The sequence below is a fragment of the Dolichospermum lemmermannii CS-548 genome (genome assembly GCF_028330815.1).
GTDB classification, from domain to species: domain Bacteria; phylum Cyanobacteriota; class Cyanobacteriia; order Cyanobacteriales; family Nostocaceae; genus Dolichospermum; species Dolichospermum lemmermannii.
Genome location: NZ_JAQMTJ010000077.1, coordinates 1 through 21,667 on the forward strand (window position 1 = coordinate 1; position 21,667 = coordinate 21,667).

At 37.9% G+C, this 21,667-nt stretch carries 28 protein-coding genes and 1 pseudogene; 12 read left to right on the plus strand and 17 right to left on the minus strand.

Annotated features, from left to right (window positions below; genetic code table 11):
- Nucleotides 1-42: 42 nt before the first annotated feature.
- A complete protein-coding gene (locus tag PN450_RS05125) occupies nucleotides 43-1,971 on the minus strand; it encodes a protein phosphatase 2C domain-containing protein (protein WP_271835620.1) in 1,929 nt (642 codons plus the stop codon).
- 215 nt (nucleotides 1,972-2,186) lie between these two features.
- On the opposite strand from PN450_RS05125, the gene PN450_RS05130 reads away from it, so the two are divergent.
- The 3 genes from PN450_RS05130 to PN450_RS05140 all read left to right on the plus strand — a co-directional run bounded on the left by PN450_RS05130 (nucleotide 2,187) and on the right by PN450_RS05140 (nucleotide 3,803).
- Entirely contained in the window at nucleotides 2,187-2,618 is a 432-nt protein-coding gene (locus PN450_RS05130; protein ID WP_271835621.1) for an NfeD family protein, read from the plus strand.
- A gap of 95 nt (nucleotides 2,619-2,713) precedes the next feature.
- A complete protein-coding gene (locus PN450_RS05135) occupies nucleotides 2,714-2,899 on the plus strand; it encodes a hypothetical protein (protein WP_271835622.1) in 186 nt (61 codons plus the stop codon).
- A complete protein-coding gene (locus PN450_RS05140) occupies nucleotides 2,826-3,803 on the plus strand; it encodes an SPFH domain-containing protein (RefSeq protein WP_213717265.1) in 978 nt (325 codons plus the stop codon). Before PN450_RS05135 ends, PN450_RS05140 begins: the two co-directional genes overlap by 74 nt.
- Before the next feature lie 66 nt (nucleotides 3,804-3,869).
- Here PN450_RS05140 and PN450_RS05145 read toward each other — a convergent pair whose 3' ends face one another.
- Nucleotides 3,870-4,262 (minus strand): Fur family transcriptional regulator, encoded by a 393-nt coding sequence (locus PN450_RS05145; protein WP_271835623.1) that lies wholly within the window; start codon nucleotides 4,260-4,262, stop codon nucleotides 3,870-3,872.
- A 125-nt stretch (nucleotides 4,263-4,387) separates the two neighbouring features.
- Here PN450_RS05145 and purS point away from each other — a divergent pair, with 125 nt between their 5' ends.
- Both purS and purQ read left to right on the plus strand, forming a co-directional pair.
- Complete coding sequence (gene purS / locus PN450_RS05150) at nucleotides 4,388-4,666, plus strand: phosphoribosylformylglycinamidine synthase subunit PurS (protein ID WP_041457555.1); 279 nt, start codon at nucleotides 4,388-4,390, stop codon at nucleotides 4,664-4,666.
- 221 nt (nucleotides 4,667-4,887) lie between these two features.
- Nucleotides 4,888-5,559, plus strand: a complete 672-nt coding sequence (purQ, locus tag PN450_RS05155) for a phosphoribosylformylglycinamidine synthase subunit PurQ (protein WP_148766397.1) — start codon at nucleotides 4,888-4,890, stop codon at nucleotides 5,557-5,559.
- A gap of 93 nt (nucleotides 5,560-5,652) precedes the next feature.
- On the opposite strand, the gene PN450_RS05160 is transcribed toward purQ, so the two are convergent.
- From PN450_RS05160 to PN450_RS05195, 8 genes are all read right to left on the minus strand, one after another.
- Nucleotides 5,653-6,078, minus strand: coding sequence for a helix-turn-helix domain-containing protein (locus tag PN450_RS05160; RefSeq protein WP_148766395.1), 426 nt, complete (start codon nucleotides 6,076-6,078; stop codon nucleotides 5,653-5,655).
- Complete coding sequence (locus PN450_RS05165) at nucleotides 6,038-6,340, minus strand: type II toxin-antitoxin system HigB family toxin (protein ID WP_015078395.1); 303 nt, start codon at nucleotides 6,338-6,340, stop codon at nucleotides 6,038-6,040. Before PN450_RS05165 ends, PN450_RS05160 begins: the two co-directional genes overlap by 41 nt.
- Before the next feature lie 9 nt (nucleotides 6,341-6,349).
- Nucleotides 6,350-6,805: a hypothetical protein gene (locus tag PN450_RS05170; RefSeq protein WP_148766393.1), complete on the minus strand. Its 456-nt coding sequence runs from the start codon at nucleotides 6,803-6,805 to the stop codon at nucleotides 6,350-6,352.
- Nucleotides 6,802-7,128, minus strand: a complete 327-nt coding sequence (locus PN450_RS05175; protein WP_015078397.1) for a hypothetical protein — start codon at nucleotides 7,126-7,128, stop codon at nucleotides 6,802-6,804. The genes PN450_RS05170 and PN450_RS05175 overlap by 4 nt, the downstream gene beginning before the upstream one ends.
- Before the next feature lie 37 nt (nucleotides 7,129-7,165).
- The gene (locus PN450_RS05180) at nucleotides 7,166-7,429 is read right to left on the minus strand and encodes a helix-turn-helix domain-containing protein (protein ID WP_271835626.1); all 264 of its coding nucleotides are present in this window, start codon (nucleotides 7,427-7,429) and stop codon (nucleotides 7,166-7,168) included.
- A gap of 10 nt (nucleotides 7,430-7,439) precedes the next feature.
- A complete protein-coding gene (locus PN450_RS05185; protein ID WP_271835628.1) occupies nucleotides 7,440-7,799 on the minus strand; it encodes a type II toxin-antitoxin system RelE/ParE family toxin in 360 nt (119 codons plus the stop codon).
- Nucleotides 7,800-7,806: 7 nt separating this feature from the next.
- A complete protein-coding gene (locus PN450_RS05190; protein WP_271835629.1) occupies nucleotides 7,807-9,732 on the minus strand; it encodes a WG repeat-containing protein in 1,926 nt (641 codons plus the stop codon).
- A gap of 206 nt (nucleotides 9,733-9,938) precedes the next feature.
- On the minus strand, nucleotides 9,939-11,339 hold the full coding sequence (locus tag PN450_RS05195) for a TldD/PmbA family protein (RefSeq protein WP_271835631.1): 1,401 nt from the start codon (nucleotides 11,337-11,339) through the stop codon (nucleotides 9,939-9,941).
- A gap of 692 nt (nucleotides 11,340-12,031) precedes the next feature.
- Here PN450_RS05195 and PN450_RS05200 point away from each other — a divergent pair.
- From PN450_RS05200 to PN450_RS05215, 4 genes are all read left to right on the plus strand, one after another.
- Complete coding sequence (locus PN450_RS05200; RefSeq protein WP_148766385.1) at nucleotides 12,032-12,295, plus strand: hypothetical protein; 264 nt, start codon at nucleotides 12,032-12,034, stop codon at nucleotides 12,293-12,295.
- Between the two features lie 140 nt (nucleotides 12,296-12,435).
- Nucleotides 12,436-12,693 (plus strand): hypothetical protein, encoded by a 258-nt coding sequence (locus PN450_RS05205; RefSeq protein WP_015078402.1) that lies wholly within the window; start codon nucleotides 12,436-12,438, stop codon nucleotides 12,691-12,693.
- Nucleotides 12,694-12,811: 118 nt separating this feature from the next.
- On the plus strand, nucleotides 12,812-13,120 hold the full coding sequence (locus tag PN450_RS05210) for a DUF3181 family protein (protein ID WP_168651796.1): 309 nt from the start codon (nucleotides 12,812-12,814) through the stop codon (nucleotides 13,118-13,120).
- Nucleotides 13,121-13,177: 57 nt separating this feature from the next.
- Entirely contained in the window at nucleotides 13,178-13,402 is a 225-nt protein-coding gene (locus PN450_RS05215; protein WP_015078404.1) for a hypothetical protein, read from the plus strand.
- 66 nt (nucleotides 13,403-13,468) lie between these two features.
- On the opposite strand, the gene PN450_RS05220 is transcribed toward PN450_RS05215, so the two are convergent.
- From PN450_RS05220 to PN450_RS05240, 5 genes are all read right to left on the minus strand, one after another.
- Complete coding sequence (locus PN450_RS05220; RefSeq protein WP_271835632.1) at nucleotides 13,469-13,930, minus strand: ABA4-like family protein; 462 nt, start codon at nucleotides 13,928-13,930, stop codon at nucleotides 13,469-13,471.
- A gap of 1 nt (nucleotide 13,931) precedes the next feature.
- On the minus strand, nucleotides 13,932-14,981 hold the full coding sequence (gene cobW / locus PN450_RS05225; protein WP_271835633.1) for a cobalamin biosynthesis protein CobW: 1,050 nt from the start codon (nucleotides 14,979-14,981) through the stop codon (nucleotides 13,932-13,934).
- A 119-nt stretch (nucleotides 14,982-15,100) separates the two neighbouring features.
- Nucleotides 15,101-16,087 (minus strand): pentapeptide repeat-containing protein, encoded by a 987-nt coding sequence (locus PN450_RS05230; RefSeq protein ID WP_271835634.1) that lies wholly within the window; start codon nucleotides 16,085-16,087, stop codon nucleotides 15,101-15,103.
- A 631-nt stretch (nucleotides 16,088-16,718) separates the two neighbouring features.
- A complete protein-coding gene (gene cobQ / locus PN450_RS05235; protein WP_271835635.1) occupies nucleotides 16,719-18,191 on the minus strand; it encodes a cobyric acid synthase CobQ in 1,473 nt (490 codons plus the stop codon).
- A 196-nt stretch (nucleotides 18,192-18,387) separates the two neighbouring features.
- Nucleotides 18,388-18,792 carry an Npun_F0494 family protein gene (locus PN450_RS05240; protein WP_271835636.1) on the minus strand — a complete coding sequence of 135 codons (405 nt, stop codon included), beginning with the start codon at nucleotides 18,790-18,792 and terminating at the stop codon, nucleotides 18,388-18,390.
- Between the two features lie 148 nt (nucleotides 18,793-18,940).
- Between PN450_RS05240 and PN450_RS05245 the strand changes: the two genes are divergently transcribed.
- Nucleotides 18,941-19,378: a peroxiredoxin gene (locus PN450_RS05245; RefSeq protein ID WP_015078425.1), complete on the plus strand. Its 438-nt coding sequence runs from the start codon at nucleotides 18,941-18,943 to the stop codon at nucleotides 19,376-19,378.
- A gap of 175 nt (nucleotides 19,379-19,553) precedes the next feature.
- Here the strand turns inward: PN450_RS05245 and PN450_RS05250 are convergent, their stop codons facing one another.
- Complete coding sequence (locus tag PN450_RS05250) at nucleotides 19,554-19,958, minus strand: hypothetical protein (RefSeq protein WP_271835637.1); 405 nt, start codon at nucleotides 19,956-19,958, stop codon at nucleotides 19,554-19,556.
- A gap of 21 nt (nucleotides 19,959-19,979) precedes the next feature.
- Nucleotides 19,980-20,864 carry an ABC transporter permease gene (locus tag PN450_RS05255; RefSeq protein ID WP_148766371.1) on the minus strand — a complete coding sequence of 295 codons (885 nt, stop codon included), beginning with the start codon at nucleotides 20,862-20,864 and terminating at the stop codon, nucleotides 19,980-19,982.
- Between the two features lie 205 nt (nucleotides 20,865-21,069).
- On the opposite strand from PN450_RS05255, the gene PN450_RS05260 reads away from it, so the two are divergent.
- Together PN450_RS05260 and PN450_RS05265 are read left to right on the plus strand one after the other, a co-directional pair.
- Nucleotides 21,070-21,420, plus strand: coding sequence for a DUF6464 family protein (locus tag PN450_RS05260; protein ID WP_015078422.1), 351 nt, complete (start codon nucleotides 21,070-21,072; stop codon nucleotides 21,418-21,420).
- Between the two features lie 7 nt (nucleotides 21,421-21,427).
- A pseudogene (locus tag PN450_RS05265) lies at nucleotides 21,428-21,667 on the plus strand (hypothetical protein); the annotation flags it as partial.

A 21,667-nucleotide genomic window follows, 5' to 3' on the forward strand; every position in this document is an offset into this window, starting at 1 on the left:
CTACTTCCCCTACCTCCCCTACCTCCCCTACCTACTCCCTACCTACTCCCTACCTGGACAGAATTCTCGCACCTTTTGGGGAAGTTGCCGACAGACTTGTGAGAATGATTGGGGAGATAATTGCCACCAAGCAAATAAACCGACAGTGGTACTTCCCAGCAACAAAACTAATAATCTCGCAAATAGTCCCAAACCTTTGCTTCTAGATGGTTTTATCGGTGCTGTCTGTGCTTCTGTCAGACTTAAATCAAGCAGGGCTTGGGAACTTGCGGCTAAATCTGTTTCTATGGATGCTGTGATAATTAATGCTTCTGAATCGGGAACAGCTAAGGGTTGGGGAGGAGTAATTTCTGCCGGAGGTGCGGGGATAATTGCCATTGAGGATGGTTTGTCCACACGACAAAGGGTCAATACTACAGATATATTATCTTGGCCATTCTTTTCATTGGCGAGTTTAATTAATTCCTGGGTAGCATCTGCTATGTCTAAATCGCCTGTAAGCACGGGAATTGCGTAGTCTTGCCAGGATTGTTCGACTAAATTGCGATCGCTTAAACCATCGGAACACAGCAATAAAATCCCATCTTCTTCTATGATAAATCGTTGAATCGAAAAGTTGAGAAATTCGGCTTCTTTTGTGCCTAGTGCTTGGGTCAGGGCTTTGGCTTCTGGGATTTGCAATGCTTGACGATATAAAGTTTTCCCTAAACCAACTTTTCGTTTTACCATATCATCATCTACAGTCAGAAGTTGACAATAATTCTGGGTTATCCAATAAGCCCGACTATCACCAATATGGGCTAAATAAAGTTCGTGGGAATTTTCTAATTGTTCTCCTCTTTGGGGGATTTGCAAGGACATGATTAAGGTTGTGGCCATGCGTTCTTTGCCCTGGCGTTTTTGCTCGTCATTGCGCGACCATATCACATTATTAACGACTCGCAAACAAGACTCTATTTGTTGATATAATAAATCCGGGGTTAATAGTTCTGTTTGTTGTCCTATCTCTGTTAATAAAGCCCGCATTTGCAATTTGAGAGACTGCAAAGCTAATTGACTCGCAACTTCACCACCTTCATGGCCACCAATACCATCACAAATAATTGCTAGTCGTGGTTGTAATTGATCATCTATATCTCTCGGATGACTGGGATAACAAGCATCTTCATTATGTTTAATAACAGTTCCAGGATCTGTTGCCCCGGCTATGGTTAAATATAAAGGTAAGTCGGCGGCTGTTGTTAGCAATAATTCATTGAGTTGAGTATTTATTATCTGTAAATCAATTTCTGGTTGACACATTAACTCAACTATGCTTTCTAATTTTTCGGCAATTGTGGTTTTGGCTATTGTCGCCCAGTTGCGCCAAGAATTACCTAAATCTTGTAAAGTTGGTGGTTCTGTACTTTGATGCAGTTCTAATAACCGAATACACCAACCTTGCACACATAAATTATCTGCTAATAGTAAGCTTTGGGCAACTCCTAATTTTGATAAATGTGTCCATAGTTGGAGAATTTGCCATAACCAGTAAACTTGTCTGACGGGAGATGCTTGTTCCCAGGAGTCGGTAATTTTCGGGTAAATGCAGCCTATTTCATCTATGGGGGCATTTTCTAGCAGTAAAATATCACCATATATTTCTGCTAAGGAAGTAAACCCATAAGCTTGGGGAATATGTAAACGTTGTGAATATAAGCTGAGATAGGGAATAACGATATTTGGCAGTGGGGCAGGTATATGTGGTAGGGTTGCAGGCTTGGTATCTAGCCAAATTTGTGGGTTGATGACTTCATATCTGTCTGCTACTTTTGTTCCTGGGGGAATTTCTGCTACTTGGTTGCCAGTTGCCCGGAGATAGCGGTAAATTAGGGGAGTGTGACAGCGATCGCAAATAGTATCCCCCACAGAGTTAATTGGTTGATCACATTCGGAATTTGGGCAATTAATAATCCGTTGATTAGAAAGCATAATTAAATTGATGATTAGTTTTTTCTGTAAATATTCACTGTATTGATGTATCTAATCTCAAGTTAAGATGGAACTGCATGGAATCAGATTTTAAGAATATTTGAACGCAGATAAACGCAGATAAACGCAGATAAGGATGGATGAATAGATTTCATGGTTCTTTGCAGTCTCTCATGAAATTAGTACGAGTAAATCTATTGTAAGGGAAAAGCGTTATGCCAAGTTTTACCTTAATTTGGCTGTTAGCAGGGTCGGTTCTGTGTTTAACGGAACTTTTTTTACCATCAGCTTTTGTTTCTTTCATGATGGGTATTAGTGCCTTGATGGTGGGATTATTATCTTACTTGGGGATAGGAAATTTGTGGATACAAGTTACAGCTTGGCTGTTATTTTCCACAATTCTGATTATCCTGTCTCGGCGGTTTTTGCAACCACGACGACGGAAATCAAAAATTCAAGATGCAGTCATAGCTGAAACTTTAACGGAAATTTTGCCGGGACAGGTGGGCAGGGTACTATACCAGGGTAACTCTTGGCGAGCAAAATGTGATGATGACAAAATCAGCTTACCACCTCAGCAAACTGTTTATGTGGTGAGAAGGGAAGGGACGACTTTAATTGTCATTCCAGATCATTTTTTGAGTTAGTTGTCAGTAGGGGCGAAGCATTTGGAAGATAAATTATCGGTCATTGCCAAAAATAGTTCTCCGAATGCTTCGCCCGTACAGTAGGGGCGAAGCATTTGGAAGATAAATTATCGGTCATTGCCAAAAATAGTTCTCCAAATGCTTCGCCCGTACAGTTGTTAGTTCTGCCTTTAATGGTCAATACCTGTAAATTACGAGAATATTATTATGGAACAGTTTTTTTTACTGGTCTTTTTGGCGCTGGGTGGTTCTGCTGTTGCTGGATCTGTGCGTGTTGTTAATCAGGGAAATGAAGCTTTGGTGGAAAGATTGGGTAGTTATAACAAAAAAATGCACCCAGGGCTAAATTTTGTGATCCCGTTTATTGATAAAGTTGTCTACCAAGAAACTATTCGGGAAAAAGTTCTCGATATTCCGCCTCAAAAGTGTATCACCCGCGATAATGTCGGCATTGAGGTAGATGCGGTGATTTATTGGCGGATTGTAGATATGGAAAAAGCCCGCTATAAGGTCGAGGATCTGCAATCGGCGATGGTAAATTTGGTTTTGACTCAAATTCGTTCGGAAATGGGACAATTGGAGTTAGATCAAACTTTTACTGCCCGTACCCAAATCAATGAATTGTTATTACAGGAATTGGATGTTTCTACTGATCCTTGGGGTGTAAAGGTGACGCGAGTGGAATTGAGGGATATTATTCCTTCTCAAGCAGTCCGGGAAGCAATGGAATTACAAATGTCGGCGGAACGTCGCAAACGGGCATCTATTTTAACTTCGGAAGGTGATAGAGAATCTGCGGTTAATAGTGCCAGAGGTAAGGCTGATGCCCAACTTTTAGACGCTGAAGCTCGACAAAAATCAGTAATTATGCAGGCAGAAGCTGAACAAAAAACAATCATTCTCAGGGCGCAAGCAGAACGCCAACAACAGGTTTTAAAGGCACAAGCGATCGCTGAATCTGCTGAAATTATTGCCCAAAGAATCAAAGCTAACCCTGATGCTCAAAAAGCTCTGGATGTGCTGTTAGCACTAAATTATTTGGATATGGGGACTACTATTGGTAAAAGTGATAGCAGCAAGGTGATGTTTATGGACCCCCGCAATATTCCCGCTACCTTAGAAGGTATTCGTTCTATTGTTTCCGATAATACTCCTGATCCCAAACCTCTATTTCCCAAAAATTAGATAATTTCTTCCTTCTTCCTTCTTCCTTCGTCCCTTCGTCCCTTCGTGGTTCATTAACTCCTGCTTTCATCCATAAGCCTTAACTTGACATTTTGCACACAGTCCAAAAAACTCTAGAGTGTGATAAAACACTTTAAATTGATGGCTGGTTTGTAATTGGTTTTCGAGTTCATGGACAGGACATTGATGAATGGGAATGGAAATACCGCATTGTAGGCAGGTGAGATGGTGTTTATCCTGTTGTATTAAGCTATATAAGGCTTCCCCAGTTGCCAAAGTTCGCACTTGCACTAAGCCTTCTAATTTGAGAGCATCCAAGGAACGGTAAACTGTTGCTAAACCCATGCTTTGTTTGAGATTACGTAATTCTACGTAAATATCCTGGGCAGAAATGCCTTGTTTAAGATTTTGTAACAGGTTTAAAATCCGTTCTTGACTACGGGTATGTATGGCTCTCATAAATGTTGGTTAAATTTGTATCTATGTAGGTGGAATTCATGAATTCCCCTACTCCTCATTATATTTTCACTCAGTTAGACCATAAAAGTTATAGGATAGCGATCGCAGCATTCAGCAAAAAGCCTGTGCAAATAAAATATATAGCTAAAATTTTCGTGACACTTAGGACTTCAGTTTTAGATCCTGCTGGTGTGGCTGTACAATCTGGCCTCAAACAAATGGGATACGACAACGTGGAACAGGTGAGAATTGGTAAGTACATTGAGTTAACTATTGTCGCACCTGATGAGATGAAAGCGCGTCGAGACTTAAATCAAATCTGTGATCAAATGTTATCAAATCCCGTCATCGAAAATTATCGCTTTGACTTGATTGAAGTAGAATCACAAACTGGCGTATTTTGAAATGGGTAATGGGTAATTGGTGATTGGTGATTGGTGATTGGTGATTGGTGATTGGTGATTGGTAATGGGTAAGAGGGAAAATTCTTACCTTTTGCCTATTCCCTGACAACTGACAACTGTACGGGCGAAGCATTTGGAGAACTATTTTTGGCAATGACCGATAATTTATCTTCCAAATGCTTCGCCCCTACTAACAACTAACAACTGACAACTGACAAACAATGAAATTCGGTATTTTAGTTTTTCCAGGTTCTAATTGTGATCGTGACGTTGCCTATGTTACTAGAGATTTGCTAGGACAACCAACGCGCATGGTTTGGCATCAAGAGACAGATATTAGTGATATAGATGTAGTGATTGTCCCCGGTGGCTTTAGTTATGGGGATTATTTGCGTTGTGGGGCGATCGCTCGCTTCTCTCCTGTGATGCAGCAGGTGATTAATCATGCACAACAGGGTAGATTTGTCATCGGTATTTGTAACGGTTTTCAGGTATTAACTGAGGCTGGTTTATTACCTGGGGCATTGGCTAAAAATCAGGATTTGCACTTTATATGCGATCGCTCTCCCTTGAAAGTTGAGCGTAATAATTTACCTTGGACTCAAGGTTATGCGGAAGGGGAAATCATCACTTTACCCATTGCCCACGGAGAGGGGCGATTTTACGGTGACGAAACCACTTTAGCAGAAATCGAAGCCAACGGACAAGTTTTATTTCGTTATCAAGAAAATCCCAACGGTTCACTCAACAACATTGCAGGGATTTGTAATCTTCAAGGCAATGTTTTGGGAATGATGCCACATCCAGAAAGAGCAGCAGATAAAGCGTTAGGTAATAGCGATGGTTTGCGTTTGTTTGAGGGGTTGTTGGGGAAGGTAGCGGCTTTGGTGTAATAGATTCCCGGCTTCTGAGTGGAGTCGGGGATTTTTATATTTACTATACTTGGTATCAAATTCTTTTATTATTATTAGTATTCATTACATCAACTAAACATTTTTTAAGAACACAGATGGAGAAACATGAAAGAAATTACTAAGTTTCTCGATTTGTTCAATAGTTAGAGGTTGTTCTCCTGACAAAATATCAGATATTATAGTTTCATCGGCAAAAATTGGCATTAAATCTTTGGGTTGTAAATTCAATTCTGTCATTAATACTTTTAATAATTCTACTCCATAAATATCTGCTACAGGATAATTTTCTTCTTCATATTCAGATACTACTAATCCTAATAAATGCAGATAATCTCGTTCATCAGTAGTTAAATTTTCTTGATCTAATAAAGAATCAATAATATTTTGAGTTATGGCTAATTCTTCCTCTGAGGTAATTTTTCTGGGAGGAAAAGCAGTGATCAATTCTAGATATGTTTTAGGTGTACCAAGGGTCTTGTTTCCAATTTTGTTTGTCATATTCTGCATGGGTAAGGATATGGCGAATATACACTTCTTGATATTGATAGTCTACTAAAGCGATCAGTCGGTAATTGTTCCCACTAACGTTGAAAACGGTGAAGTTACCAACTAAATCCGCAGATGGGAATACTTGACGTAATTGAACAAAGTTTTCCCATTTGGCTTTATTAACAATTTTATACCATGTTTCTAGATTTGATTCAGATTTTGGATGCTGCTGCGAAAATTCTTTTAATCTCTTTTTGCTGATAATGTGCATATCTAGACGTTAAGCAATTTTTTGATAAACAACATTAATTTTAGGTTGAGATATTTCTGTTTCTTGAGTGTCAAATAAATTAGCATCAACTTGAATACAATTATTCAAAACATTAACAGGTAATAATTCTGTTACTCCTAAAATATCTACAGAATAACCATCCCTGATAAAAACAGTAATAATTTCTTGAGAACTTTTCACTAAGGTAGCTTCTAAATCTAGAATTTGTCCTTCTTCTTGCAAAAGTTGTAAAAAATCTGAAGAAGAAATAGTCGTATTTTCTTGATTATTTAAAATAGACGTTAAACGATTTCCTAATAATCCGGTAGCATCTATTTCAGTAATCAGCCATTGTGATTCAAGATAGGTTTTAGCTAAGTAATTGACAATGATATAAACGCGATTTTCTATTTTTTCCTCTGGTTGAATAACTAAGGTAAAAGCCGATTTTTGGAGGTTATTCATAGAATTTGTGGTTGTTTACTGCGAGTGGGAGTACCACCTGTTATATTAGCAAGCCAAAGATGTTGATGAGGCGGTGGTAAATGATCAGGGCGGAGTGTACCATTAGGATATGTCGGACTAGTAAAGTCAATATCTCGCACTGGTTGACCATTGGTATCAAATTCTCTAGCTTGATAAACTCTTTGATGGTATTGATCCCATCTTAATCTGGAATGGGCTGCTTGTGCTAAAGGATCGGCTACGGGTTCACCAAATCTAGGAGGTCTTTGACTTTGATAAACTGGTGTTCCATCCGCATATCTGGAATGGATTTTGTCAGACACTAATTAGAGACTCCTGAAAATTATGTATTTTATATGATTAATATTCTACATTTTGTCCCAACTTTATTAAATAACTTAATAAATTTTCAATTGTAAATTCTTTGAGAATACCGTTAATTAAATTATTTACTTTTTCAACTTCTAAGTCTAAAACTTCTCCAGCTTCTTGATGTGTGATTTGTTGCTGTTCTAAAATATCTGCAATAACGGAAGCTAATTTAACTTTGGCTAGTTTTTCTTCTGCATTAGCAAATCCTAAATCTTGAAATATGTTACCAGAACTGATTGTATAATCTAACATGATCTTCCTCTCATGATTGTCTAGTTTGTGAAATTTGGATTGCTATTTGTAATCTTTGCTGAATTAAGTCAATAGTTTGTTGAGGTGTTTTAATACCTTTGGGTGATTTTTTCTTGAAAGCATGAAGAACATAAACAGTATCATCAATTTTTATAGCATAAATAGTGCGGTATGTATCAGTTTGATAATTGCTGCGAATTTCAAATACTCCATTAAATCCTTTTAATGGTTTTATTTTAGGATGATTTTGATTGATTTGCACGCGATAGAGAATATATCCAATTTCATCAATTACATCTTCAGGAAATTCTAGAAGTTCTTCTTTGGCAGAGTTTACCCAGATAACTGTTTTGATTGTATCATTAGTCATAATTTAGTTAATAAACTATCTTTCCTGTTTTATCTATTAAGTAATCTTTGCCACTAATTGTTACTTTTGCTAATCCTTCTGAAAAATCATAAGCATTATCAAACTGATAAGGAATAACTATTTGACCATTAGTATTTATATAACCACATTTATCTCCTATTCGTACAGTCGCCAGTCCTTCTGAAAACCACAGAGTCCTATCAAATTGACAAGAAATAAATATTTCACCATTAGTATTTATATACCCATATTTTTCTCCTATTTGTACGGCTGCTAGTCCTTCAGAGAACCAATAAATCTGATTAAACTCACAAGGAATAACTATTTGACCATTGGTATTTATATACCCATATTTTTCTCCTATTTGTACCATTGCTAGTTCTTCGGAAAATCTGAAAGCATTATCAAACTGACAGGGAATAATCACTTGACTATTAGTGTTCATATACCCATATTTTCCTCCTATTTTTACTTTTGCTAGTCCTTCTGAAAAATTATCAGCATCATCAAACTGACAGGGAATAACTAATTGACCATTAGTATTGATAAATCCCCATTTTTCTCCTGTTTTTACCTGTGCTAGTCCTTCTGAAAAGAGCCAAGCATTATCAAACTGACAAGGAATAACTAATTGACCATTAGTATTGATAAATCCCCATTTTTCTGCGATTTTTACTTTTGCTAATCCTTCTGAAAAATTATCAGCATCATCAAACTGACAGGGAATAATTAATTGACCATTAGTATTAATAAATCCCCATTTTTCTGCGATTTTTACTTTTGCTAGTCCTTCTGAAAAATTATCAGCATCATCAAACTGATAGGGGATAGCTAATTCACCAATAGTATTGATAAATCCCCATTTTTCTCCTGTTTTTACCTGTGCTAGTCCTTCTGAAAAGAGCCAAGCATTATCAAATTGATAGGGGATAGCTAATTCACCAATAGTATTGATAAATCCCCATTTTGCTCCTTTTATTACACTTGCTAGTCCTTCAGAAAAATTATTAGCAAGACCAAACTGGCAGGGAATAACTAATTTACCCCCACTAACATAACCATATTTTCCATTAAGTCTAACTGGAACTAACTTAGGTACTACTAATAATCTTTGATTAATTACAAAAATTTTATTTAATTCATCCAAAGCTTCCTTAGCATTTCTATAACGTTGTCGCCATTCACAACACACCATTTTATTTATAAACTGCTTTAACCTCTCACTTATTTCAACCTGGTCAATCCAAATAATTTCACCATCATCATCTTCTGCTAATAAGCGTGGCGATAGATCAATTAATGCCTGAATTGCTATCATACCTAAAGCATAAATATCACTGCTCAATTTCGGCTTACCTATAGCCTGTTCTATAGGCATATATCCGACTGTACCAAACCCACTAGTTCGACTTGTTGAACCTGATTTAATGGCAATGGTAGTATTAATTTGTTTAACTACCCCAAAATCAATCAATACTAATTTCCCATCTTTGCGTCGCATGATATTTGCAGGTTTAATATCCCGGTGAATTACCTTATTTTTATGGACATAAACCAATATTTCTAAAACATCTCGTAAAAGTTGAATTACATCACCTTCACTCAACTTTTTACCAGGACTGATTTCTTGACTTAAATCATATCCATCAATAAATTCTTGAATCAAATAAAATTCTTGATCTTGCTGAAAATAGCCAGATAATTTAGGAATTTGATCGTGATTTTGTCCTAATTTATATAATATTTGGGCTTCTTGTTCAAATAAACGGATAATTTCTGGGTCAATCATTGTGGGGTGCAGCTTTTTAACCACACAAACTGGTTTAGGACTCACGGGAATATCTAAATCTTCTGCAAGGTAAGTTTCCCCAAACCCACCTGCACCTAATTTTTTAATAATCCTGTAACGTTGACGGAGAATATTACCAATCATAATGATGTTGCTTTAATAACTCTGTTTTTGTATATTATAAATCACAAAAGATAACGTCAATTTTCCATAAATACCTAAAAATAAAAATACCCAACTGCTTGGAGAAGTCGAGTATCTAAAATGAATGATAATTTTTCGCGTTTTATAGATTAAGACTGTTGACTTGCACGAAAAAATCTGTTATACTAAATCTTGATAAGGAAGAACTATTCTCCACTTTCACCCCCAACCACAACATCCCGAATCCGCAAACTGGGACCACCGCAACCGACAGGTAAACCATTTTGTCCACCCTTACCACAACCCCCGGATTCATCCCAGTAAAAATCATCACCAATGGCTTCGATATCTGCGAGGGTTTGGAAAACATTACCGGAAAGGGTGACATCTTTCACAGGTTCAGCAATTTTGCCATTTCTAATCATCCAGGCTTCCCCAGCACTGAAAGTGAACATTTCCCCGTTCGTCATTCCCCCTAACCAATTTTGGGCAAAAACACCTTCTTTAATCCCCGTAAATAAATCTGCGACGGGAGTTTTACCCCGTTCAATCCAGGTATTTGTCATTCTCACAATGGGGGAATAGTGATAATTAAGACAACGGGCGTTTCCTGTGGGTTTCTCATCCAATTTACCAGCAGTTTCACGGGAATGCAGTCTCCCAACTAATACACCATCTTCAATTAACTGGGTAGTTGTCGCAGGTGTACCTTCATCATCGTAAAAATAACTACCGCGATGTCCTTGGGGTGCAGCACCATCAAATATTTGCAATTCTTTGGGGCCAAAACGTCGTCCTAGAGTCATGACTTCCAGAATATCAGGGTTTTCATAAGCCATATCTGCTTCAGAAAGATGTCCAAAGGCTTCATGCACAAACAAACCGCTGAGAATGGGATCAATAACTACGGTGTAAGTATTGCCCTTGACAGAAGGTAAAGATAAGGACGTAACTGCCCTTTCTGCTGCACCTTTAACTTGTTTGTCTAAATTAGTTAAGTCTTCGTAGGCTTTGCGAGAACCAGTGGTTTCTCTACCAGTTTGCACAGTGTCCCCATTCCTGGCTGTGGCTGCAAAGCGCATTTCCATATCTACCCAAGATTGATCAATGAAAGTTCCTTCAGAGGTGACAATAATGACTCTTTGGGTGCTGTCACTGTAATGAACTGAGGTAGTAGTAATTCGGTGATCAACTGTTTTCAGGAGGTCAGTATAGCGATCGCATAATTGTTTTTTCTGCTTTAGCGAAACCTGGCGAGGGTCAGTACCCAATAAAGGCAATCTACATACAGCCTGTACGGGATCAATAGCTGCAAGTATAGTCTCTTCATCACCCACTATCCAGGCTGCGGCAATGGCTTCTTCTATGCGGTCTTCAATGGTTGTTAATTTATTAAAACTACTTAATCCCCAACCACCTTTATAACAAGTGCGAACATGACCACCAATAGAAATTCCCTCGCTGAGAGTTTCCACTTTATCACCCCGCAAGACAATATCTGTTCCCTCGGCTTCTTCCAAGCGAATCATCAAATAATCCACACGGGAAGAATAACGGGAAATTAAATCTGAGAGGAGATTTTGAACGTCAGTAAGTTTAGTGTTCATTTTATAAATCGCTATAAATTACATTTATTTTCTGATTGAAAAACATATTTTGGAGTTATCATAATCTTTACTTATCTATATGAATAGAAAAACCAACATAGAACCATCTTAACTCATAACAGCTTACTTGATCATTTTGAAAGAAGTTAAAATCTTTTACAGCACTTTTCGGTGTTATGATGTACATATTCAGCGGGCAAGATGCCCGCACTACAAGAGTTTCATAATTCAAGTTTGTACCTCATTAGAGCGAAATCTGCTGTAATACTTATTTTACCTCCTAACTTATAAATTCCCTTGCCAATAAATTTTTAATAATTTTTGCAAAATCGTAACTATGGATACATCCAATTCTTGCAACCGTGGATAACATGATAAAAATATTCACATAGTAAAAAAACATCAAGAACCAAAAAACCATTGTTCTTGTTCATCTTTCTTTTTTCATAAACAGCAGCCCACAGGAGTTTGCCTTCCTCAATAATTTACCTGACAAAAATAATCTTTACAGCCTTAAACATAGGGACAAAATAACTTTATCACAATTGCGGATGACATCACAAAAACCTGTCATACCAATTTGGGATTTTAGATTGGGAATAAAAAACACCTTTACAGCCACTTCCCACCATCCTAAATATCCGCAGTTAGCGTCCTTGTGATATTTCAACTAAACAATCAAGGAGTTCACTATGGTTCGACAAATGTGCTGGTTATCTAAGTCTAACGGCGATGATCAAAAGATTTTGTACTTGCAAACTGCACCTGGACAACCTTGGCGGCCTTACACAGCTTTTCCGCAATTTTCAGTTCCAGATTATCGCGTCCCTCGTGGTTCTAAAGGTTGGGCAACTTATCAAAAACTCTTTAAAGCAGGTTGGACTTTAGTACCTAGTGCCAGAGGTAGCGAATTTGGTGATAGTTGCTATACAGAGTCAACAGTGCAGACTTCATAGCCTATATTACCATCTGGGGAACACCATCAATATTATCTCATCCCCAGATGGGTGAAATTATTTGCGTATCTGAGCAAGTCAGCCGCAAACACCTTACAATGGATAAGGTGCGTTAACTGCTGTTACAAACATTTATATTTATGCCTCCCCGTTGGCCTCGCAAACCAGATCGTAAAGATCCAGATTTCCGTAAACTAGATGATCGCATGAATTTCGCTGTTCATGTCGGTATTTGTGCAACTGTCACTTCTGGGTTGTGGTTTTTCCACATTTTGAAAACTACTGCCTGGGAATGGCTACCTGGAGTAACAATTGGTTGGGTAGGAGTATTGCTGCTGCATCTAATTTACATTGGTGCGATCGCTAATTACGACCCCACACCACCGAAATCTACCTAAAGAAAGAAAATCAAGCTAGGGAATTCTCACCTGTGGTAGTAGATCAAGTCTAGCTAATTGAGTGATAATATGAAATAAGCTAAGATATCCCGATGTTACTAACAAAGAGGTTATATTTATGGCTAAAACTAATACCACAGAATTACTAGAAACCCTAGCCGCAGAAATTGGTGAAAGTGTTTATATAGATATTGCCAAGTGGCATCTATATCTATCTGATGCCAAACTGCATAATGTTGTGGCTGAAAAATTGTATCCTTTAATTACTTCTAAAAGCGTTAATGAAGATAAGGTAATTGCCGCTTTAGAATCTATCACCGTTAAAGTTGGTGGTGGCAGAAAGGAACTATCTTTAATTGATTTATTACCCTTGCAATGTCAAGTGACCTTAGTAGATATTGTCGAAAAATATCAACGGGAAATCTAATCTTTATTTTCTTCCCATTGGCAAATTTACACATTGAAATAATGGAGGTTGATCAAGATGTTTTTACAAATCAAAGATAGCCGCGATTTAGTGAAAATAGTTGATGTTCAAGAACTATTAGACCCCACTAGTAAAATTGTCCATGCCCAAGACCAAGAAGGACAAGAAGAACAGGAAACGGACATTTATCAAAAGGAAGAATTAGTATTTCCTTCTGGGGAAAAATTGCCCCGCTGTTGGTTAGATGCCAAATTTAGAGAAAGAGAAGCTGTAGCAGCTTAATTTTAATTACGTAGGATGAACAAAAACAGATCCCCGACTTCTCTAAGAAGTCGGGGATCTAAATTCCTAAACTTCTGCTTTTTGTGTGACTATCACAGATTCAGCACCTTTAGAAAAAGCTTTAGAAATCCAATAGGTGAAGATATGAGAAAGCACACCTAAAGGACCGGCAAATAAACACAAAGCTATCGAGTGAATTGTCCAAATTCCGGTTTTTTGTCCTTCCCAGTAAATCCATCTACCGACAAATAAATCCATTACTAAAAAATGAATCCAACCTGTAGCAGCAGCAGTTTCATTACTAAAAAACCTGGCTATATCTGCTAATTGAGGATTTGATAAAGCTGCGGCGTTTTCTGGAGTAATGCTGACGACAAATAAGTACAAATATGCACCAGCTAAAACCACAAAAGGTACATAAGATTCCATTACCTTGCGGGTAATTTTCCAATTTGGTAACAGAATCATCAAAGCCCAAAAAGGCAAAACAAAAACATTGGCAACGTTAAATAAATCTGTGATATTCATATTACAAAGCTACTAATTGAGATTCTATTGCTGAAAATTGTAAATTACGACCGATAAAAACTAAACTGGTTTGTTTTGCTTCTTCTGGTTTCCAAGGACGATCATAAAATTTATCAAATCTATTACCTACACCTTGCATAACTAACCGCATGAGTTTATTCTCAACAGCCACAAAACCTTTAATTCGATAAATTTCTTGTTCCTGTGCCAGCTTTTCTAAGGTTGCTTGTAGCTTTTCGGGGTCAAATGTTCGGTCTAAAATCACGTGAGTTGAGTTAATTTCATCATCATGATCATGGTCTTCTTCTGTGTCGTGGTGACTAGGACGTGAATCTAAATTATCTTCAACTGCGGCTGCAAATCCTAATAAGATAGATGGGTCTAATTTACCATAATCACTAGAGACAATTTTCACAACTCTCGGTAATTCATTCTTGACTAATTCTAGAACTTGTGCTTGGGTTTCACTATCAACTAAATCAGTTTTATTCAAAATTACTAAATCAGCACAAGCAAGTTGATCTTCAAACAATTCTTGTAATGGTGTTTCATGTTCTAGACTATCATCTTCTTGTCTTTGAGCGGCTATAGCATCTAAATCACTAGCAAATGTTCCGGCTGCAACCGCAGCACAATCTACTACTGTAATTACTGCATCTACTGTAGCAGCGTTGCGAATTTCTTGCCAACGAAAGGCTTTAATTAAGGGTTTTGGTAAAGCTAAACCAGAGGTTTCAATGATAATATAATCTATACTATCGCGGCGTTTAATTAATTCCCGCATTGTCGGGTAAAATTCTTCTTGAACGGTGCAGCATAAACAGCCGTTTGTGAGTTCAAATATATTAGTTTCTTGATTTGCTTCTGTTTCATCTTCCGGGCAAATTTGACAGGATTTTAATAATTCTCCATCTATTCCCAGTTCACCAAATTCGTTGACTAATACGGCTATCCGTCGTCCTTGGTTGTTTTGCAGGAGGTGACGGATAATGCTGGTTTTACCGCTTCCTAAGAAGCCTGTGATGACGGTAACGGGGATTTTTGTAGCCATGTTTTGTGTGTGGTTTTGAATTCAATTTTACACTATTTCTGTTGTGATGGAAGAATATGGAGTAAATGAACCACGAAGGAACGAAGTACACGAAGGAAGAAAGAAGAAGGAAGGAAGTTTTAAGAATATCCAATTTCTATCATTTTGAAAAATTCCTGCACTACTTCATCAGGATTATTATAACATCTTTCAGAATCAAATCTTTCTACTACTTTGATACCGTTTTTCTTGAAAATGCGTTCTCTTTCTTGTTCTTCAACTCTGCGTTCTGCGGTGTGAAAGGGTCCATCAACTTCTAAAACTCCCCATTTACCGTTATAACAAATGAGGAAATCAGCTTCTTTATTTGCTCTACCTTTGGGTGTGTTGAGTCTTGCTAAGGAGTTGGGTACAAATAAAACTCCAGTTCTGTCTAATGCTTCAGCAATTTTGATTTCTGTTTTTGAGCGAAAGCGTAGTCTTTCCCAAGTGTGAATTGTTGAGTTTGAATAAAATTGAATGCCTTGGTTATTAATATTATTATCATTTTCGGGAGTTTTGCGTAAAATTAAATCTGTATTTTCCAGAATCTTTTTATATAAACTGGCAAATTCTCCAGGTGCAAAATTACCATTTATAGGTCGTCTTTTGGATTCGTACTCTCCAAAATAAAAAATATCCTCAAGATAAATATATTCACAAATTACACCATCCAGGTTTGTTTCACTGTTAATTTGCCAATCTTTGATACAAGAACCTGTTAAAATTGCTTGATTAAAATTTGTAGATATTACTTGAGATTGAAGTAAATCAGCATTAGTAAGATCAGCATTAGTAAGATCAGCGTTACTGAGATTAGCCCATCTCAGATCAGTCTTTATGAGGTTAGCCCATCTGAGATCAGCCCCAACTAGTTCAGCCCCAATCAGGTCAGCACCAATCAGATCAGCCTTTCTCAGGTCAGCCTCACTCAGGTTAGCCCCAACTAGTTCAGCCCCTCTGAGGTTATGACCTCTCATATCCGCTTTATACAGATCAGGTATTACATCCCTCCTATTTTCGTCTATCCATTTATTCCAAACCCCTACCCCCTGCTTCAGTATTGCTAAATGCTCTGGATTTGCCATAATCTAGTTTTTATACCTAAAATTGCCAATATTTGGATTTTAACCTAATTTCATTAAGTTTAATCAAAATAGCGATCGCATTTGGGGTTAACTAGCGATCGCTATTAGTATTCATCAAATTTTTGAAAGTGAACGTTTAACCAAAATTTTAACTTAGATCAAAACATTTCTACTTAGGGCTTGCTGAAAAAGTCTTTTCGTGAGGGCTAGGAGTCAGGAGTCACCGAGTCAGGAGGAAGAATTAGAAGCAGAGAAGAATAGTCTCAAATTTCAGAAAGTGATAGGTTTTTAATGGTTTCAATCCTTATTCCTTGCACCTAATTCACTTTTTTAACCGGGAAACTCTTAATCTATCTAGGTTTTCGGTTTATTCAGCAAGCCCTATTTATGTATATGATGGTAAGATGTGTTATTTATAAACACAACCGTGATCTTTCAGTTATAAATAATCTTTTTGTAAGACATATTTGGACTCACTTATGTGACATATATGCAATTGAAAAATTAAATCTCCCCTTGCCAAAATTAAGTACGAATCAAAAATTAACCCCCCATTTATAACAATAAAATGGGGGTTATTTAACTTTCTATTGATTTAACTCAAATCAGATGAACTAATAAGCATTTTAATCTATATAAACGGTGTTAAATCTAAATGTTCTTCAATTTGAGTAGCTAAAGAATCTAACATCTGTTCTCGCTGTTCTTTGTAGTTAGCCACACCTGTGGGTAAAGATTTCAAACCCCGTTGTTGCCGGAGACGATTTACCCAAGCCCGTCGCCAAGGTCCATTATCAAAAATTCCATGTAGATAAGTTCCCCAAACTGATTGACAACTATCTACTAACCCTAAATTAGCATCATCAAATAAGGGTTGACAGGATTTTTGATCTGCTGGGTTTTCTATGCGCGAGCGCCCTTGGTGAATTTCAAACCCAGTCACAGGTAAACCCGCTTGGGGATAATTAGAAGTAACTTGACGCTGACGGGCAATTTTTTGACCTGTAATGACTGTTTTTATAGGTAATAAATTTAACCCTTGATATTTACCAGATTGTCCTTCCATTCCTTCTGGATCAGCTATAGACTGCCCCAACATTTGAAAACCGCCACAAATGCCTAAAACCGTGCCACCAGAAGCCGCATAGTTTTGAATTGCTTCTGCCATGCCGCTTTTTTGCAAAGCTATTAAATCAGCAATTGTGGTTTTTGTTCCTGGGATAATTACTGCATCTGGATGTCCTAACTCTTGCTTAGGATGCAAGTATTTTACCGTTACTGATGGTTCTGATTCCAAGGGATCAAAATCGGTGAAATTGGCAATTCTTGGTAACCGAATCACCGCAATGTTTAGTTCAGAGTTAGCTTTTGCTGGTTTGCGTTCTAGTAAATCTAGGGAGTCTTCCGCTGGGAAAACTTGTTCTAAATAAGGAATAACACCAACCACAGGTATACCTGTCCGTTCTTCTAACCATTTAATTCCGGGTTCGAGAATTGAGCGCTGTCCTCGAAATTTATTAATGACGACTCCTTTAATTAAGGCGCGTTCGTCTGGATCTAATAGTTCTAATGTGCCGACGACATGAGCAAATGCTCCACCTCTATCAATATCAACGACTAATAAAGTAGGTGCATTTAAATGTTTAGCAACCCGCATATTAGTTAAATCCCGGTGTTTAAGATTAATTTCGGCGGGACTACCAGCACCTTCACAAACTAGGGCTTCAAATTCCGTAGATAGGTATTGTAAACATTCTTTGATGGTCTGCCAACCGAGTTCAAAATATTGTTCGTAGTAATCTGTGGCACTAACTTTCCCGATAGCTTTACCTTTAAGAATGATTTGGGATGTCATATCCCCCTGGGGTTTAAGTAAAATTGGATTCATTTCTACCAAGGGTACTACTCCCGCTGCCCAAGCTTGCACTGCTTGAGCATAGCCTATTTCCCCGCCACTGGCGGTAACATAGGCGTTTAAAGCCATATTTTGACCTTTAAAGGGGGATACTCGCAAGCCGCGCCGGGAAAGAATCCGACAAATAGCTGTGGTTATCAGTGATTTCCCTGCGTGGGATGTTGTTCCCACTACCATGATTGATTTCATTTTTAATTATATTTTAGTATGTTGAGATTCGGTAGTGTATCTGTAAATAAGCTGTTATTTTTTTAAACTTGCATATCTCGTTATCTCGTTCCCAGTCTCAGACTGGGAATGTAGATGGCGGCTCTGCCGCTAGTGACATGAGGCAGAGCCTCAGCATTGGCATTCCTAGCCGGAGGCTAGGAACGAGGTCAAACTGTCAAAAGGGTAAACGTAACCAACGAGTCATAAAATCATTGTAGCGATCGCTCAGGGAAGGATTACGCAATTTCTGATCTTTTAACTTGACAATCAATTGATGACCCAAGGGAGTTAGGCGAAAACTGTCTGTAATGCCCTGTCCATCAACTTCTCGCCGCAATACTCCTACATCAATTAACCAGGCTAAAGCGTTTTCACAGGTCAATTCTGATAAGAGTTGCTTGGTGTAACTTTGCTTATTTCCTTTCTCCATTGCTATAGCACCTAGTTGGATACTTTGGCTAGTCATGGCTATCAACAAATTGAGGTTGAAGGGCGAACAGATTAGCGATCGCTCGGCTCTTTCTAGGGCTTCACTAGTATAAACTAAGGGTTTAAGGTTTGGGGAATCCACAGTAGACATTTTTTATTACTCTAAGTTGTGCTTTTTGTCAATGCTTTGAAAATAAATACCTCTTTGGCAGAATATTCCGTAAGCAAGTTATTTAAATATTGTAAATTATTGTAAAATCTTGATTGCATAAAGATTTTTAAACAGGACAAAGTGAATTATGCCTCTATCAGTTGGTACAGACGCACCTGCATTTACCGCCAAAGACACTAACGGCAATACAATTTCATTATCTGATTTTGCTGGTAAAACAGTAGTTCTCTACTTTTACCCCAAAGATGACACACCAGGCTGCACCAAGCAAGCTTGTAGTTTCCGTGATTCTCAAGCTGAATACAAAGACAAAGATGTAGTTGTCTTGGGAGTAAGTGCTGATGATGAAGTTTCTCATCAAGCATTCACCAATAAATATAATCTGAATTTCCCTTTATTAGCTGATACCCAGAAAAGCATCATTACAGCTTATGATGTTGATGGTGGTGGTTACGCCAAGCGTGTTACCTACATCATTGATGGTAATGGCAAAATCATTGATGTTGATGCTGCTGTTAACACTACTACTCAAGCTAGTGATGTTTTAGCAAAACTGGGACTTTGATCATTAAGTATACTCAAAACGGCTTGATTGTTTGATTCTAAACCTAGGGGTTTAGCAGTGCTAAACCCCTACACATCTGGGTTCTTTGTCATTTGGCAAAAGTTTAAATCTCACCCTTGTTTAGTATAACTCCGTAGAGGCGCAGGACTTGCGCCCATTATTTCCCATTTAAGTGTTATTTACCTGATGATGGTAAAATCTGTAAGGGAAGTAGATTTTGTCCAGGGATAATTGCAGAAGAGCCTGGATTTTGTTTTAGTTGAGGCTGAAGAAGTTTTTGTTGTGCAGCTTTAAATGTGGCTGCGGCTAGGTCTAGCTGTTGATTTTGTTCATCAGCATTCCATTGAATAGTCCCAAAGTTGGCTTGATGAATCATGTTCATCATATCGAAACCTGAGCCATTGCCAGATAAAGGATTACTACTGCGATAGCCTTGCTGACCTAAGGTATCACTTTCCAAACTACCAAAGGGTTGATTAGTATCAGCTAAGGTGGGTTCTACTACTAGGATAGAAGCAAAGCTAATCCCGGCGATAGTGGCAACAATAATTTTGTGAACTGGTAAAAATGGTCTTTTCATGAAATTTCTCCTTATATATTTTTAAGCAAGACTCCGGCGTAGTTGGGGTTGAATACTCAGTAAAGCCACTAATGCAAAACCTAGTAACACTAATAACGCTCCCCCAAAGGTAACATCACCCCAAAAGGCGTGCATTACTATATCATTTAATCCCCAACTGCTGTGTAGATATAAATAGCGAATCGGTTCAATCGCATAACTGAGAGGGTTGATGGTAGCAATAACCTGTAACCAACCGGGCATAAAGGATAAAGGCGCTAAGGCTGTGCTGGCAAATAATAATGGTAGGTTAGTGACAAAAATTACGGCGATAAGTTCAATGTGTCCGGGTAATGCAAAGGCTAAACCCAAGGAAATAGCGGTGACACCCAAAGCCAGTAGAAAGACAATGAGAGCGATCGCACATAATCCTGTAAAATCAGGTAAGCCAGCCCCTAAAAATGCCGCTGCTGCCACAATTACCGCTGCTTGTAGTAAACTTTGGCTAATAATAAAAATAGCAGAAGCAAAAACAATTGAAAAGCGTGAGGCTAGAGGTGCAACCAGCAACCGATTTAAAAAGCCAAATTCCCTATCGAACATTACAGGTAAACCGGCATTCAAAGCCCCAGCAAAAGCAGTAAATACTATGACACCTGCTGCTAGAAATTGTCCGTAATTTGTCGTACTACCAAATAAGCCTGTGGGTGCATTTTGGAATAATGCCCCAAATAAAACTAACCACATGACGGGCTGAATAATCCCGGCTATCAGGCTAGAGGGACGGCGTTGGAGTTGAATAAACAGACGACGAGTTAAGGCAAAAGTTTCTTGAACAATTTCTGCGAAAAAATTGGAGGTTGTATCAGCAACTACAGGAGATGAGATTAATTGTTGCCAATTCACAGCTACTTTATCATTACTCATAGAATGTTAAAATTAAAAGGCATCAATTATAAACATTCCTGCAACTTGTTAGTTAACAAAAAATATTTATAATTCTTAACCCTATATTACAACGAATCCCCAACAAGATCAAAGTAGAGAAATTGCCATTTTGATGCTGTTACTGTCGAAGCCAAAATACTGCGATACTATACTCTATACATAAATCACATAATATAAACTGATCATGGAGCTAAATTCCTTACCGACAGAGGTAATTTTGACACATCCGCGTCAGTCTCTTGGTAAATTACAACTTGATTGGACACCCCAACCCGGAAATTATCTTGATTTTGCCGAAAAAACCTACGTAGTTTTAGAGCGTTGCCATAGATATCAGCTTAAAGGAGGACGCTATAGTTTACACAATATCGCTATTTACGTACAAAAAGCCCAAAGACCAGAACAGAAAAGTTTAGTAGAAGGACGTTGGGTTATAGGTGATGCTACCTGTAACTATAATGCTCTTTCAGAAATTATGCGTTGTGCAGTTAATCCAGAAGGACCTTGTAAATCTTGTCGGTTCTATGAAAGTTAGTTGTCAGTTGTCAGTAGGGGCGAAGCATTTGGAAGATAAATTATCGGTCATTGCCAAAAATAGTTCTCCAAATGCTTCGCCCGTACAGTTGTCAGTTGTCAGTTGTCAGTTGTCAGTTGTTCGTTGTCAGTTGTCAGTTGTTAGTTGTTCGTTGTTAATTACCTATTACCTATTACCTATTACCTATTACCTATTACCTATTACCTATTACCTATTACCTATTACCTATTACCTATTACCTATTACC